Origin of the sequence: Edaphobacter bradus, assembly GCF_025685645.1 — a bacterium.
Lineage (GTDB): Bacteria > Acidobacteriota > Terriglobia > Terriglobales > Acidobacteriaceae > Edaphobacter > Edaphobacter bradus.
On the sequence record NZ_JAGSYF010000001.1, the window covers coordinates 225,762 to 240,777 of the forward strand.

Here is a 15,016-nt window from a genome sequence, read left to right on the forward strand (position 1 = left end):
GCCCGCACTCTTCTCATCGGCAGAGAGTGGCGGACGATGTGGCCTGTCTCAAATTCGGACAAAGTAACGCCATGATACCTGCTGCCCAGAGCCAAGAACATCAATAGCTTACGCAGCTTTGCTTTTTTGAACCCTTGGGGTTTCGGGAATAATCCAATCTTACGCGGATGTGTCTTTTACACGTTCGCGAAGTATAACAAGGGTATGCCGAAGCCCATCTTACTTGCTGTTGACGACGACACCAGCGTCCTTGAAGCCGTGGTCCAGGATCTCCGCCGACACTACGGACAGGACTACCGCATCCTGCGTGCCGCCTCGGGCGGGGCTGCTCTGGACATCTGCCGCCAACTCAAAGAGCGTAACGACATCGTCGCTCTCTTCCTCTCAGACCAGCGCATGCCAGGCATGACCGGCGTCGACTTTCTTGAGCAGGCGATCAAGATCTATCCCGAGGCCAAACGCGTCCTGCTGACGGCCTATGCAGACACAGAGGCCGCCATCCGGGCGATCAACGCAGCCAAGATCCACTACTACCTCAACAAACCATGGGATCCGCCGGAGGAAAAGCTGTATCCAGTCCTCGACGACCTTCTTGAGGCGTGGAAGCGGGGCTATAAACCTCCCTTTGAAGGCATTCGGGTGGTTGGCACACGCTGGTCCTCTACCGACCATGCTGTCCGCGAGTTCCTGTCCCGCAATCGCATTCCCTACCTGTGGCTGAACCCTGAACAGCATCCTGAGGCCGTTGACCTCCTGAAGGGAAAAGGTCTCGATGATACGCGGCTTCCCGTTGTGATCTTCGGCGACGGCACCGCGCTCGTTCAGCCCTCATCGAACGATCTTGCGACCAAGCTCGGCATGCCCAGACAGGCCCAGCAGAAGTTCTACGACGTCGTGATTGTGGGCGCTGGCCCGGCAGGTCTGGCAGCAGGCGTCTATGCGGCCTCCGAAGGCCTGAGCACTCTGATCGTCGAAGGCGAGGCTGTCGGCGGCCAGGCTGGTTCCTCTTCGCGGATTGAGAACTACCTCGGCTTTCCTCAGGGGCTTAGCGGCGCTCAGCTTGCCGATCGCGCTTATATTCAGGCGCAGCGGCTCGGGGCGGAGTTTCTGGCACAACACGTCACCTTTATCCGCCGCGACAACCAGTACCAGATCGTTCGTATGGCGGATGACCAGGAGATTACCTGCCACGTCTGCCTCATTGCGACTGGGGTCGCTTACTGCAAGCTCGACGTCCCCGGTGCAGATCAGCTGGCGGGAGCCGGCGTCTACTACGGCGCGGCGCTAGCCGAGGCGATCTCCTGTGCCGATGAGATCGTCTACATCGTCGGAGGCGCCAACTCCGCAGGGCAGGCTGCGATGCACTTCGCCCGCTACGCCAACAAGGTCCACATGCTGGTTCGCGGCGATTCGCTGACGAAGAGCATGTCAAAGTACCTCATCGACCAGATTGCAGCCACGCCCAATATCATCGTCGAGACCTGCTCGGAGATTACCTCGATGTGTGGAAACAGCCATCTCGAGAGCCTGACCCTCAAGACTCCAAAGGGCGAGGAGACGCGACCTGCCTCTTCCGTGTTTATCTTCATCGGAGCTGCTCCCAAGACAGACTGGCTCCCGAAGGAGATCGCCGTTGATGGTAGGGGATTCATCCTTGCGGGACCCGACCTCAAAACCAAGGCTCCCGCGGCATGGAAGCTCGACCGCGATCCATACCTTCTTGAGACGAGCGTCCCCGGTGTCTTTGTCGCCGGAGACGTTCGCTACAACTCCGTCAAGCGATGTGCCTCAGCCGTTGGCGAAGGCTCCATCGCCATTCAGTTTGTGCATCAGTATTTAGCGACACTTTGAAAGGCATTCCTGCGAGACAACAATGAGCGAGCAAACCCAGATCGTCCCCAGCCAGCAGATCAACGAAGCGCTCTTTGCGAAGCTGCGTAAAGCTCCCATTCTGTCTTCGGTCAAAGACGATGACATTCGCTGTCTTAAGGGTGTCGAAGAGGTTTGCCTTGAGGCGGGCGATTTCCTCGCCCGTCAGGGTGAGGCCGCTCACTACTTCTGGATACTTCTTGAAGGCGACATTACGTTTTATCAGACAACTCCGGAGGGCGAGGAGATAGCGCTTACCTCCGTCAGCGCTGGCCATTCCTTTGGGGAGGTCCCTTTGCTCGCCAACATTCCGAACGCTGCCAGCCTGCGTGCAGCAGGCCATTGCTGTCTCGCGCAATTGGATGAAGATTCCTTCTGGAATCTCATGACCACCTGTCCGGGGGCACGCACGGCAATTCTGAGCAACATGGCCAGCCGTATTCAGAAGCTGCAGAGCTTCACGGTGCAGAAGGAGAAGATGGCCTCTCTCGGCACGCTTGCGGCAGGTCTCATGCACGAGCTCAATAACCCCGGTACTGCCGCGCGCCGCGCCGCCTCGCAGCTTCGTGAGAATCTGCTCCGGCTACACGAAATCTCCGCTCGCTTCAGCAAGACAGAGATGACGCATGAGCAGAAGGAGTGCATGTTTGACCTTCAGGAGCATGCCCTAGCTGGAGGCCATCCTGTTCTCATGAACTCCATCGAGCAGAGCGATGCCGAAGAGGCGTTGGCCGAGTGGCTCGAAGCACACAACATTGAGAATGCATGGAAGATGGCTCCGACGCTGGTCTCCGCAGGGCTCAGTGCGCACCAGCTCGAGTGCGCCCAGCATGCGTTTTCCGGCTCCACGCTCTCCGACGCTCTCAGCTGGCTTGACGCTCTCGTCTCCAGCATGCAGCTCGTCGGCACCATCGAAGAGAGCATTGGCCGCGTCTCCGACCTCATCTACGCCGTTAAGTCTTACGCCTATGAGGGGAAAGCCAAAAACCAGGCCGTCGACGTAAACAAGAGCATCCACGCCACGCTCGTCATTCTCGGCCACAAGCTGCGCGAGAAGGAGATTGTGCTCGAAAAGGACTTTGCGGCCGACCTTCCTCCGCTTCTCAGCGACGGCACCGGGCTCAACCAGATCTGGACCAACCTGCTTGATAATGCCATCGACGCTCTTCCTCAGGGCGGCCGCATCGGCGTACGCACCTGGGCAGAGAAGGCGTCCGCCGAACCTGCCCATTCGCGTACGGACATATGCATCAGCATCAGCGACAACGGCCTAGGCATCCCCATCGAGTGCCAGGCGCATATCTTCGATCCTTTCTATACAACCAAGCCCATCGGCGTTGGCACCGGCATCGGACTCGGAATCGTCCATCGCATCGTCGAGCAGTACCACGGCTCCATTCACTTCTCTTCCATGCCGGGGAATACGGAGTTCGTCGTTCGCATCCCCAGCGCCACACCAGAAAAGTAGGCTTGCCTCCGCAGACTCCGTGGTTACGACGAGAGCTTTTCTCGCCGCTGACTCCGCCGCGAGTTAATCAGCGCGATGAACCAAACACGTTGGCGAGGCTTCTGCACGCTATCATTTGGCTGGAGGAGATTCGGCCGCGCATGCCCAACCCATTCCATATCGCCTTTCCTGTCGATGATCTCGACGCTGCCAGACACTTCTATGGATCCACGCTCGGTTGTCCTGAAGGCCGCAGCTCCTCCCAGTGGATCGACTTTGATCTCTTCGGCCACCAGATCGTCGCTCATCTGAAACCGTCATCCAGCCGCGAGAAGACGCACCATAATCCCGTAGATGGATGTGACGTTCCTGTACCTCACTTCGGTGTCGTGCTTACGATGGACCAGTGGGAGGCGCTCGCGGACCGGCTGCGTCGCGCAGGCATCACCTTCATCATCGAACCCTACATTCGCTTCAAAGGCGAGGTCGGCGAGCAGGCCACGATGTTCTTTCTTGACCCGGCGGGCAACGCGCTTGAGTTCAAGGCATTTGCTGATATCGGTCAGCTCTTCGCGACATAGTCGTGAGCTGGCCGCCGCCTCCTTCCTTCTAGAATCATCCCTGTGTGGTTCTGGTGGCCGGTTCCTTTCGGATCGGCCATTTCGATGCCTGCGCTCGTCCATAATGAGTTGGCTCGGGCGGCATGGATTGCATCACAGATTCAAGGGGATATGGAATGAGCAACCGCACCACCCGCCGTCGATTTCTTGCTACTTCTGCTGCTGCCGCCACTGTACTGTCTCAGGGGGGCGTCTTCGCGGCGGCGCAGGAGCCCTCGCCTGCCGACGACGCGACACCTTACAAACTCTTCTTCGGTCAGCCGGCGGCGAACTGGGCTGATTCGCTGCCGGTCGGCAATGGCCGGCTTGGAGCCTGCGTCTTTGGCAATCCGGCGAAGGAGCGCATCCAGCTCAACGAGGACTCGATCTGGGATGGTGAGGTGCGTGACCGCAACAACCCCAATGCGGGCGCAGCGGTCAAGAAGATGCGCGAGCTGCTCTTCGCCGGGCAGCTCGGCGAGGCTGAGGTATTGGCGCTCACGGACTTCCTTGCCATCCCACGCCGCATGCCCTGCTATCAGACACTCGGCGATCTGCATCTGGACTTCGGCACGATGGAAGGGGTCACCGACTATAGGCTCGAACTCAATCTGGATACAGCGATCGTCGCGACCACCTTCACCCACCAGGGCGTTCTTTACACGCGCGAGGTCTTCAGCTCGGCTCCCGATCAGGTGATCGTGATGCGCTTCACCGCGAGCCAGCCGGGCAAGCTGAGCTTCACAGCGACGCTAGACCGTCCAGCGAACTTCAAGACTGCGGCTGCGGCGCAGAACCGCATCACGCTCTTCGGCGAGGCGCTGCCGGTGAATGACAATCCTGGGCAGCAAGTGAAGGAGCGCCAGATTGGGGTACGCTACTACGCTGAGCTGCTGGCTTCGATCACCGACGGCTCGGTCTCCACGCATGGCGATGCGCTCTCAGTTTCCAACGCGACGGCGGTGACGCTGCTGCTCGACTGCGCGACAAGCTATCGCTATCCCGAGGGAGACAGCGCCATGCGCGCTGCTGTGGCGGCGAATCTGCTTGCCGCGTCTTCGCGTCCGTACCTCGATCTGCGCAACCGACATGTTGTCGATCATCGGATTTACTTCCGTCGAGCCGAGATCTCGCTTGGCCCAGCGCGGGACGCGAATGCCAACGTGCCGACGGACCAGCGGCTTCATCGGGTGAAGCAGGGCGGCGAAGATCTCGGTCTGCTCAACATCTACTTCCAGTTCGGCCGCTATCTGCTCATCTCGAGCTCGCGGCCGGGCACGCTTGCGGCGAACCTGCAGGGCATCTGGAACGAGGCGGTCGATCCTCCTTGGGGATCGAAGTACACCATCAACATTAACATCCAGATGATCTACTGGCTGGCCGAGCGCGCGAATCTGCCTGCGTTCCACGTGCCGCTGTTCGATCTGATCGATCGCACTCGCACTCCCGGTTACCTTACTGCTCAGCGCTACTACGACGGGCGCGGCTACGTCGTCCATCACAACACGGACATCTGGGGCGACTCTGTGCCGGTCGATGGGATCGGCGGCGGCGTTTGGCCGATGGGAGCTGCGTGGCTCTCGCTGCATCTGTGGGACCACTACGACTACTCGGGCGACTACGCCTTTCTGCGCGATCGTGCATATCCTCGGCTGCGCGAGAATGCGCTGTTTCTGCTGGACTACCTTGTCGAAGACCCGGAGAGCGGACATCTGTTCACGGGGCCTTCGTGCTCGCCGGAGAACAAGTATCAGCTTCCCGACGGCAGTTCGTGGAACCTGTGCATGGCTCCGACGATGGACATCGAGATCACACGCGCTGTTCTGTCCAGGCTGCTGCAGTCTTCGGATCTGCTGGCGGCGTCTGCGGACTGGGACGCTACGGCCGATGCCGACCTCTATACCCGCGCGCGGACGGCATTGATTCGGCTGCCGGCGTTTCAGATCGGCAAGGCAGGCAATCTGCAGGAGTGGCAGCAGGACTATGCCGATCACGAACCGGGGCATCGTCACATCTCGCATCTCTTCGCGCTCTTTCCGGACGACCAGATTTCACCGCACCGCACGCCGCACTACGCGAAAGCGGCACGTGTGACGCTCGACCGGCGGCTGGCCGCGGGCGGCGGCAGCACGGGCTGGTCGCGTGCGTGGATCGTCTGCTGCATGGCGCGGCTGGACGACGGCGACGCTGCTTACCAGAATCTGCTTGCGCTGCTGCGGGACTCGACCCGGGCTAATCTCTTCGACATCTGCGGCGTCAAAGAGGACTCGCCGTACCAGATGGACGGCAACCTTGGCGGCCCGACCGGCATGGTGGAGATGCTGCTACAGTCCCATGCGAGCGGGTCGAACGCTGATCCGGCTCACACTCGCGGGCCCAGTGCGACCGGGAACGTCATCCGCCTGCTGCCGGCGCTGCCGAAGGCGTGGCCGACCGGATCGTTCCGCGGACTGCGCGCCCGGGGCGGGCTTGAGGTCGACCTCGCGTGGGAGAACGGCAAGGCGACGACCGCGACCCTTAGGGCCAAGCTGGATCTTACGCATCGCATTATTGCTCCCAAGGGACAGAGGGTCGCCGCGGTCTTTCCACCGACAATGTCTCCCATGCCGGCGGATACTCCGGATGAGATTGTGCTACCGGTGAAGGCGGGAGTGTCGTATCGGCTGAACTTCGCGTGAGGTACCCTCCCCCCCGGTTATTGTGCAAGTCTTCATTCTATGTGGTTTGATGTAGTACTTCCGTTGTAAGGTCTTCCATTCAAACGGTTTACTTGTAAAGTATTCCAAACAAATGGGTTGTGGCTAAGTGAGAAAGCCCCGGAAGGCCCGGGGCTTGGATCTATTTCTATTGTAGCAAGTTGGGGAAACTGCTCTGCCACTCATAAATTGTTTATTCTGATTGAGTTAGTTGGTTTGAGGGCTTGACAAGATTTCTGTGGAAATCCGGTAGCTCGGTTGGGGGATGGCGCGCCATGATCGATTCCAATAGCCTCGGGGGACGAGGAGTCAGAGACATGTCTGCTGATCGTGGAGAAACGGCAGTACGCGCGGTGGCGATACGCTCCATTCTTGGATGGGCGCACTCGTTCACCATCAGGCATTCCAATGAGGGATATGAACTCAGCGATCCGGATGGCGACGGTGCAGTTTTCTGCAGGGATTGGCCTCAGGTAGAAAGAGTGCTGATCCGGCTGGAAGTGCCGCCACATAAGATCGAAGAAATCAAGGAGCTCCTCTGGCCCGGTACGGATATTGTTGTGCGCCGGAAGATCGGCTACTAAGGCCGCAGCCCACCCAAGTGCTACGTTCAGAGTTGAGAAGCGATGGACAGCCTGGAAATCCACGTCTCAGAAGCGAGACCCTTCGGCAAGCTCAGGGCAGGCTGTGGGGCACCCGCTCGGAAGCGGATCCCTCCGGGATGACAACAAGAAAGGCAACGGGGGGCAACTGCGAAACAGCTTAGAACCTATCTCATAAATCGACGAGCCGGGTTTGCCCGCCCTCGGCATAACTTCCGTATTGCCGGTCACTCGTCAATAACCGTGCTCTTAATCGGGGCAAACGGAAGAATCTCGGGTAATGGTCAAGTTTGCTGGCCTCAGCGACCACGTATGGAGCTTGGAAGAGCTTGTAGGCCTGCTGTATGCGTGAGAGCATGGCTGGCATGAGCGAACCGCCGGTGAACATTCAATGGGGTCCGTGTTGTTTTTGTGGGAAGGGCATTCAAGATTCGGACTGCGATCCTTGTCATGTCGTAGTCACGCCCAAGAGTGGAAAGTGGCAGACGTGGTTCTGTCACGCGGCCTGCTTTAAGCAGAGGCTCACAGACCCTCCCAACGCGCCGGGTCTATTCGATCCAGCCCACTTTTAGTAGTTCCGTATTGCCGGTGATACGTCCAGAACGAGTTCGTGAGTGACGCGACCAGTTTATGATTGGAGGCGATTAATTGGGGTGAGGTCGAACGCTAGGGGGCCTGATTAAATGAACGCTGAACGCCCGCGATTTTCGCTACTTGTCTATTTTTACCTTGTGACATTCTTTTTACTGCTTGGTTTTCTGCCGATCTGCCTTACGGCAACCATTGGCCGGGCAGCAGCCATGCCAGCTTATTGGCTAGCATCGCTAATGTGGCCTGCTGTGATTGCCGTTTTGTGGGGTTACGCGCAGCGACGGTGTTCCAGTGACCGCATGCGCTTTAGCGATGGGCTGCTCTGGGTAACGGCGTCGATGATGACGGGCTGGTTATACATGTCATTCATCTTCGTCCTCCCAGCGTTGTTGGTGGTATTTTCGGGCTCAGTCCTCATCGCACTTTATGGAGATATCCGCCGCACGCCTGGGTACTCACATGCCAAATGGCAGCGCCTCGTCTACTACTTTTACCGCAACCGAATGAGGCAACCATAGAACATTAGCGCATCCAGCCGGACACCGCGTAGGCGGGAAAATCAAGTGTAGCTGCCGTCATGTCTGCATTGTCGGCAATCCGGAAGTAATTCTGCCAAGCTTCGCCGACCAGAGGCATTTATGAGATGGGTTCTAGAGTTTTTCCTCGATGTTGAGGGATTCGATTTTGTTGGTGAGGTCTTGTTGGGCGGTCTCGCGCTGCTGGTGGAGCCCGTCGAGGTCTTTGCGTAGTGTGGCGAGCTTGTCCTCCTGTTGATTGAGCTCTTCGGTGTAGCGTCTGGCGAGGGAGCGCTCTTCGGCGGAGCCTTTAAGGGCGGAGAGGTTTTCGCGGAGGCGCTTCTGGTCTTCGGTGATCTGGTTGATGTCGGATTGCTTGATCTGAATCTGGCGGTCGAGGCCGGAGACGGCGCGCTTGGCGGCGAAGACGGGTTCGAGCTGCTGGGTGAGGGCCGGGCTGGCGTTTGCGTTGCGCAGGATGAGGGTGAGCTGCTCGTCAGAGGTGTTGACGAGGTGGTAGACCTGAGCGAAGGTGCGGCGCTGGCCGATGTGGAGGCGGACTGTCTCACCGGGCTGGTTGGCGACGCGGAAGCGATAGGCGCTGGGGGTGGTCTCGGCGGGCTGTGGGTCGTTGTTGTTGCCGCTGCCGCTGTCGAGCTTCCAGCCGGGGCGGACGGGCTGCTCGACGATGACGGTGCGGGCGTCGGGGGCGGCGTTGTGGACGAGGTATTCGATCTCGGAGACCTCGGCGCGGTTCTCGCGGAGGATGCCGCGGCTGACGGTGATGCTCTGGACGTGCTGGGTGTCGTGCGAGTTGTCTATGGTGACGCGAACGGCCTGGTCGGCGGCATAGGAGAGGAGACGGCGCTCGCTGGGGTGGATGGGATCGAGGAGGCCCTCGCCGCCGAAGTTGCCATTTTCGACGATGGAGAAGCTGCCGCGGTCGAGGGTGAGGGAACTCGAGTTGGTGATCCAGAGAGCGCGGAGGGCGCGGGGCTCTGCCTCAGCCAGCGAGCTGGCCGGGGACCCCGTTCGCGAGGGCGACCAGAGGGTGACTCGCTCGACGGGGATTTTGGTCTGGAGGATGGGGACGAGGGCGGACTCGTTTTTGCGGATGGTGACTGGGTCGGTGAGCTTGTACTCGAAGTAGTCGTCGTAGGCGGCGGTGGTGGTGTTGGGAACAAGGGAGTCGGCGGCTGCGGCCTCGTACTCGATCATGGGGGCGGCGCTGTTGAAGTTGACGGATTGGGCGGCGCTGCGGGCCATAGGTCCACCCATGGCCGGCGACTTGAGGACTGGTGATGGAGCGGCGCCGATGCCTCCCATCACTCCGCCGGCAACTCCAGAGCCAGAACCCATGCCGGACATGCCTGCGACTCCTGCAGAGATCTTTGCTGGCGCTGCGTTTGTATCACCAGAGAGATGCGTCTGCGGGGTGAGCTGGGCTTCCTCGGCGATGGGGATCTCGGGGCGGTGGGAGTAGATGGGCTGTGAGATGGGCTGGAGGAAGCTCTGCGGGGAGCCGGCGATGAGGGAGAGCTGGACGTTGTTCCAGTCGGTGCCTACGGTGTTGTCGACGACGGCCCAGCCCTGGAGGGTGGCGGTTTGGGGCGTGGTGCCTGAGGGCGAGTCGGTGAGGAGGATGCGGTAGGTGGACTTCCAGATGGGGACTTCGGAGATGTAGGAGACGCGGAGCGTGCGGGTGCCGCTGCCGTTGGCTGGAGCATTGTCTCGCAGGGTGAGGTGGCGGAGGCCCTGGCTGCGGTTGCTGGCGATAAGTTCGAGGTAGCGGGCGAGGTCGGCGTGGAGGGTGGAGTCGAGGAGGCGAACCTGAGTTGCGGAGGTGAGCTCGAAGGTGCGAACGGTGCCAGAGTCGGAGATGACGGTGAGGAAGCGCTTCTCGGTTGGAGGAGTGTTTTCGGTGGGGCCGGGGATGGAGCGAATCTCCATGTTGAGGATGCGGCCGGTGAAGGCGGCTCCGGAACCGGTGACCTCGACGTGCGCGCCACGGATGGCGGCGTAGAGGTCGGCGGCGGAGGCGTCGTTGCCGAGGGCGAGAGGGAGCGCCTGGAGCTGCTGGTCGAGGGGCGTGGTGGAGTTGTAGCCGGCGCCGGAGATGCGGCCGCCGTTGAGGTCGATGGCGGTGAGGGACTGGAGGACGTCGTTGAGCTGGGCGGTGGTGAAGTCGATGGTGACGGACTGGTTGCCAGTGACGGAGCCGGAGTGCTCGAAGTAGCCGACGCCGTTTTTATAGAGCGCGACGCGGGTGACGGGGAGGAGTGTGGCCTTTTCGGTGACGGGAGGCTTGAGTGTGGGCTTGATGGCCGCGTGCGGTGGCTTGGGAGTCTGGGCACTGAGGGTAAGGGTGAGGGCGAGGGCAGAGGAGAGCAGGGAAGAGGAAGCCAGGGTTCGCAAGGGAGGCCTTTCGTCCGGCGGAGCTTTGATGCTGGATGGGTAGACTCCGGCGAGGTGGAAAAGGTTCCCGTCAGGGTGGGGAAAGTTTTGCGGGGACTCCTAAGGAGAGGCAAAGGCAAATCAGATCCCTGCGGGAGGACAACACAAGAAGGCAAATGCAAATGCAAACGCGAAGGACGCGAAGGGTAACACAAAGGGCAGATAAGAGATGGCTGGAGCGCAAGAATTAGTATGCATTTTTGTGATAGGGTTATTAGTCTTAGTTATAAAGCCGGAGGGATGGGATGTTTGGATTGAATGAAGAGCAGGAGCAGCTGAGGAAGGAAGTACGGGCGTTTGCGGAGCGGGAGGTGGCTCCACATGTGATGGAGTGGGACGAGAAGAGTGAGTTTCCTCATGCTGTGGTGAAGAAGCTGGGTGAGATGGGGCTGATGGGCGTGATCTTTCCGGAGTCGCTGGGTGGGGCTGGGATGGGTTATGTCGAATATGTGCTGGCGATCGAGGAGTTGTCGCGCGTGGATGGGAGCGTGGGGATTATCGTGGCCGCGCATAATTCGCTGTGTACGAACCACATCATGCTGGCGGCGAACGATGAACAGCGCAAGCGATGGATTCCGAAGCTGGCGAGTGGGGAGTGGCTGGGCGCGTGGGGGCTGACGGAGCCGGGGTCGGGCTCGGATGCAGGTGGTGCGCGCACGACGGCGGTGAAGCGCGGGGACAAGTGGGTGCTGAATGGGTCCAAGACCTTCATCACGAACGGGACGTATGCGAACTGTGCGGTGGTGCTGGCGGTGACGGACAAGGAGAAGGGGACGCGGGGGGGAATCTCGGCGTTTGTGGTGGAGAAGGGAACGAAAGGGTTCCGGCCTGGGAAGAAGGAGAACAAGCTGGGGCTGCGGGCGAGCGATACGGCGGAGTTGATCTTCGAGGATTGCGAGATTCCGGAGGAGAATCAGATCGGCAAGATTGGCGATGGTTTCAAGGACGCTATGCGGGTGCTGGATGGAGGGAGAATTTCGATTGCGGCACTGGGTTTGGGGATGGGGCGCGGGGCGCTGGATTCGGCGATGAAGTATGCGCAGCAGAGGAAGCAGTTTGGGAAGACGATCAGCGAGTTTCAGGCGATCCAGTTCAAGCTGGCCGATATGGCGACGGAGCTGGATGCGGCGTGGCTGCTGACGATGCGCGCGGCGAAGATGAAGGACGCGGGTGAGAAGGTGACGCTGGAGTCGGCGATGGCGAAGCTGTATGCGAGCGAGGCAGCGTGCAGGATCTGCGATGAGGGCGTGCAGATTCATGGAGGGTATGGGTTCATCAAGGACTATCCGGCGGAGAAGTTTTATCGCGATGTGAGGCTGTGTCCGATTGGCGAGGGGACGAGCGAGATTCAGCGGATGGTGATCGCGCGGGAGTTGCTGGGGAAGGCTCCTAGCCGGGGGTGAGGGACCGCGCTTTGCGCGATTGTCTCCCTTGGCCTGGGACGTCAGACCTCAAAGTTCTCCCACATCTCGCGCACGCGGTCGACCAGGTCGTCGAACGCGGGCGTGTGACGGACGGGTGCAAGCAGGGGGTCCCAGCGGCTGATCATCGGGTAGTTAATGAAGCCCTTCTGCATGGCGCATTCAAGCCAGGTGATCGAGGTTTTTGTGTCGCCGAGCAGAGCGTAGGCCTGAGCCATGCTCCAGGAGTAGTGGGGATCACAGCTGGCGATCTCTTTGAGTTCCTTGGATGCGGCCTGTTCGACGGCTTTGCTATCGCCGTTAATGGCGGCCTGCATGAGTGCGCCGAGCTGTGCGAAGAAGTGCCCGGGACAGTCGGCTTCGATCTGCTGGAACTGAGCGATGGCGTCCTCGTTGCGCTGTAGGAGGGTGAGCACCTGACCGCGGCACCAGAGCAGCATGGCGTTGCCGGGATCGAGCCGGATGGCTTCATCGAACGACGGCAGAGCATCGGCGAACTCGCCCCCCATGAGGGAGAGGAGTCCAGGGACGAAGCGGTAGACCGGGGTGAGGGGGTCCATCTCAAGGATGCGTCGTGCGAGCGGCATGGCGGCGTGGGCCTTGCCGCTGAGGCCGCAGATGGCGGAGTACCAACTCAACGTGTCGGAGTCGTTGGGCTCGGAGAGGATGGCGCGCTTGAGAAGCTGGACGGCCTTCTGGCTCTCGCCTTCGTGCACGCTGATGAGGCCGAGCAGACGGAAGGCGTGGGCTGAGTTGGGATCGATGGAGAGCGCCTCGTCGGCGCAATGCTTTGCTTTGATGAGGTATTGGGAGTCGGAGGAGATGCCGGCGTTGACGTACTGCCAGTAGACCTGTCCTCGGGCTGAGAGCAGAAGCACGTTCTTGCCGACGGCCCGCTCGCCGGTCTCGAGGTATTCGAGAGCACGGGCCAGGCCATCCTCGGAGTAGTTCAGGATCTCGTGCTTCGCCATCAGGTAATAGCGATAGGCTTCGATGTCGGGGATGGGACGCTCAAGCATTCTTTATCCTCGGGCGTACGAGAGTATCTGAGTTGTATCATGCCGCGCTGCGTGCTCTTCGAGCATCTCGTCGAAGATGGATGCGACGGCGTCGATGGTGTGGAATGCGCTCAGAGCGATGAACTTCTGCTGCTGGGGCGTCAGCGGCATGCTGTCGAGCGTTCGATTGAGGTCGGCGATGTGGTGCGGGTCGTTGTCGGCGTGCGCATGCAGGCAACGGAAGGCAGTTTCGGGGAGGCCGGTGCGGACGCGAATCTCCTCAAGCTGGCTGGAGAGGGGCGGATAGCCTTCAAGCACGATGAGGTAGCCGAAGACCGCTACCGGGTGGATGTTGAGTCCCCAGAAGTATTGCGCCCCGAGGAGTGAGACGACCGATGGCAGCGGCGTGGCCTGCTGCACTTCGGCCGCAGCGATGCCGAGCGTGGAGATATCGTTCAGGAGCCAGGCGTCGTGGTCTTTTTCTTCGTCGATGTGGGTTTCGAGGTAGGCGGCTGCGATTTGCGCAACCTCGTCATTGGTGAGCCCTAGTGCGCGCTCGCGTGCGACGCGCATCAGCGAGATCCCGCCCTGCATCACGCGATGAAGCTGAACGAGGAAGCCGGGCAGCAATTCGGCGAGATCAGGGTGGGTCCAGAAGCGATCGCTGGCCGAGACGAGACGGCCTTCTGCGAGATGAATTCTGCTCCACAACGCCTCACTGTGTGTGGCCGTACGCATGGCACGAACTCCCCCTCGTCTACGTTGACCGTGATTTTTTGTGTGTGGGGCCGGGAGGCCATCGAAGAAGGTTCGATGGCCACTTAGCCACGAAGGTGAATGCAACGCAGGGATCCCGGTGCAGCGCAGAGCTAGACAGGGAAGTTGGGACGCATGTGATCTTTGCCGGTCGCGACCTGTCCCATCTTCTTGCGTAGTTTGATGAGCGCCTCTGTCTCGTCTGTCGTGAGGCTCTCGATAACCTTCTTATCGTCTTCCGTGAAATGTTTGGGGTCTAAGGCTCCAGCTTCGTTGAGGCGTTCAAAATTCGATTTGGCAGCAGACACGGCTTTCTCCCTTTTGTGACCTGACAGTTTCTCGATGGTCGCCTCACGGGGTTTCCCGCCATAGGGTCTCCATCTTCATCGAAGTTCGCACAATTGTATATGTTGTGGATTGCAAAAGTGCGCCGAAGTGCAACAAAAGGCAAGGAAAACGTGTACTCTAGCGAAAACGCTGGAGAGAAACCTTGCAATCCTGCTACTGGCCAGCCGCGGCGAACTCAACGAAGTTGCGTCCGGCGTACAGGCGGTATCGCTGCGGATTGGCCGGAGAGGCCAACACCTGCAGCGGGGTGGGGCGATGGAGGGTTGCGTCGTGTGTGGACTTCACGGTGAAGAGGTCGTGCCCGCCGATGTCCATGACGATAAAGTTGTCGCCGGCGATGAAGCCGCAGCCGTAGGCTCCGGGGGGCAGGCGGTGATCCTCGAAGACGACCGGCACTTCGGTGATGAGATAGGCCTGATATTTCTGCTGGAGTGAACTGGAGTAGCCGGAGGTGTCGACGAGCACTGCGAGCATGAGAGCGTCTTTGGAGAACTGCACACCGCCTGAGTTGCGGGCCTGGGTGGACGCGCTCTGACCGCGAAAGAATACGGCAGGTGGGAGGACCGATCCCGCCTCAGTTGCGTTGAGCACCTTGGGGGAGGTGACGGTCGCCGCGGGAATCGGAGCGGCCTGGGCCTTTGCGAAGACAGGGACGGTAGAAGCAATCAGGAGGAGCGTGGCAATTCGCAGGTGACGGAGCATCGGATTTCTCATAAGTGC

At 60.2% G+C, this 15,016-nt stretch carries 12 protein-coding genes; 7 read left to right on the forward strand and 5 right to left on the reverse strand.

Going from position 1 to position 15,016, the window contains the following annotated elements; genetic code table 11:
- Positions 1 to 204 precede the first annotated feature (204 nt).
- The 6 genes from OHL16_RS01060 to OHL16_RS01085 all read left to right on the forward strand — a co-directional run bounded on the left by OHL16_RS01060 (position 205) and on the right by OHL16_RS01085 (position 8,322).
- On the forward strand, positions 205 to 1,851 hold the full coding sequence (locus OHL16_RS01060; protein ID WP_263365224.1) for a response regulator: 1,647 nt from the start codon (positions 205 to 207) through the stop codon (positions 1,849 to 1,851).
- Between the two features lie 22 nt (positions 1,852 to 1,873).
- Complete coding sequence (locus OHL16_RS01065; protein ID WP_263365225.1) at positions 1,874 to 3,337, forward strand: ATP-binding protein; 1,464 nt, start codon at positions 1,874 to 1,876, stop codon at positions 3,335 to 3,337.
- Positions 3,338 to 3,477: 140 nt separating this feature from the next.
- Positions 3,478 to 3,897, forward strand: coding sequence for a VOC family protein (locus tag OHL16_RS01070; protein WP_263365226.1), 420 nt, complete (start codon positions 3,478 to 3,480; stop codon positions 3,895 to 3,897).
- A gap of 155 nt (positions 3,898 to 4,052) precedes the next feature.
- A complete protein-coding gene (locus tag OHL16_RS01075) occupies positions 4,053 to 6,593 on the forward strand; it encodes a glycoside hydrolase family 95 protein (RefSeq protein ID WP_263365227.1) in 2,541 nt (846 codons plus the stop codon).
- Positions 6,594 to 6,928: 335 nt separating this feature from the next.
- The gene (locus OHL16_RS01080) at positions 6,929 to 7,195 is read left to right on the forward strand and encodes a hypothetical protein (protein WP_263365228.1); all 267 of its coding nucleotides are present in this window, start codon (positions 6,929 to 6,931) and stop codon (positions 7,193 to 7,195) included.
- A 701-nt stretch (positions 7,196 to 7,896) separates the two neighbouring features.
- Positions 7,897 to 8,322, forward strand: coding sequence for a hypothetical protein (locus OHL16_RS01085; protein WP_263365229.1), 426 nt, complete (start codon positions 7,897 to 7,899; stop codon positions 8,320 to 8,322).
- Positions 8,323 to 8,454: 132 nt separating this feature from the next.
- Here OHL16_RS01085 and OHL16_RS01090 read toward each other — a convergent pair whose 3' ends face one another.
- Positions 8,455 to 10,734 carry a DUF4139 domain-containing protein gene (locus tag OHL16_RS01090; protein ID WP_263365230.1) on the reverse strand — a complete coding sequence of 760 codons (2,280 nt, stop codon included), beginning with the start codon at positions 10,732 to 10,734 and terminating at the stop codon, positions 8,455 to 8,457.
- A gap of 284 nt (positions 10,735 to 11,018) precedes the next feature.
- On the opposite strand from OHL16_RS01090, the gene OHL16_RS01095 reads away from it, so the two are divergent.
- Positions 11,019 to 12,176, forward strand: a complete 1,158-nt coding sequence (locus tag OHL16_RS01095; RefSeq protein WP_263365231.1) for an acyl-CoA dehydrogenase — start codon at positions 11,019 to 11,021, stop codon at positions 12,174 to 12,176.
- 41 nt (positions 12,177 to 12,217) lie between these two features.
- Here the strand turns inward: OHL16_RS01095 and OHL16_RS01100 are convergent, their stop codons facing one another.
- The 4 genes from OHL16_RS01100 to OHL16_RS01115 all read right to left on the reverse strand — a co-directional run bounded on the left by OHL16_RS01100 (position 12,218) and on the right by OHL16_RS01115 (position 14,998).
- The gene (locus OHL16_RS01100) at positions 12,218 to 13,213 is read right to left on the reverse strand and encodes a tetratricopeptide repeat protein (protein WP_263365232.1); all 996 of its coding nucleotides are present in this window, start codon (positions 13,211 to 13,213) and stop codon (positions 12,218 to 12,220) included.
- 3 nt (positions 13,214 to 13,216) lie between these two features.
- Entirely contained in the window at positions 13,217 to 13,930 is a 714-nt protein-coding gene (locus OHL16_RS01105; RefSeq protein WP_263365233.1) for an iron-containing redox enzyme family protein, read from the reverse strand.
- A 131-nt stretch (positions 13,931 to 14,061) separates the two neighbouring features.
- A complete protein-coding gene (locus OHL16_RS01110) occupies positions 14,062 to 14,256 on the reverse strand; it encodes an aroma-sacti cluster domain-containing protein (RefSeq protein ID WP_263365234.1) in 195 nt (64 codons plus the stop codon).
- 193 nt (positions 14,257 to 14,449) lie between these two features.
- Positions 14,450 to 14,998, reverse strand: a complete 549-nt coding sequence (locus tag OHL16_RS01115) for a hypothetical protein (RefSeq protein ID WP_263365235.1) — start codon at positions 14,996 to 14,998, stop codon at positions 14,450 to 14,452.
- Positions 14,999 to 15,016 lie beyond the last annotated feature (18 nt).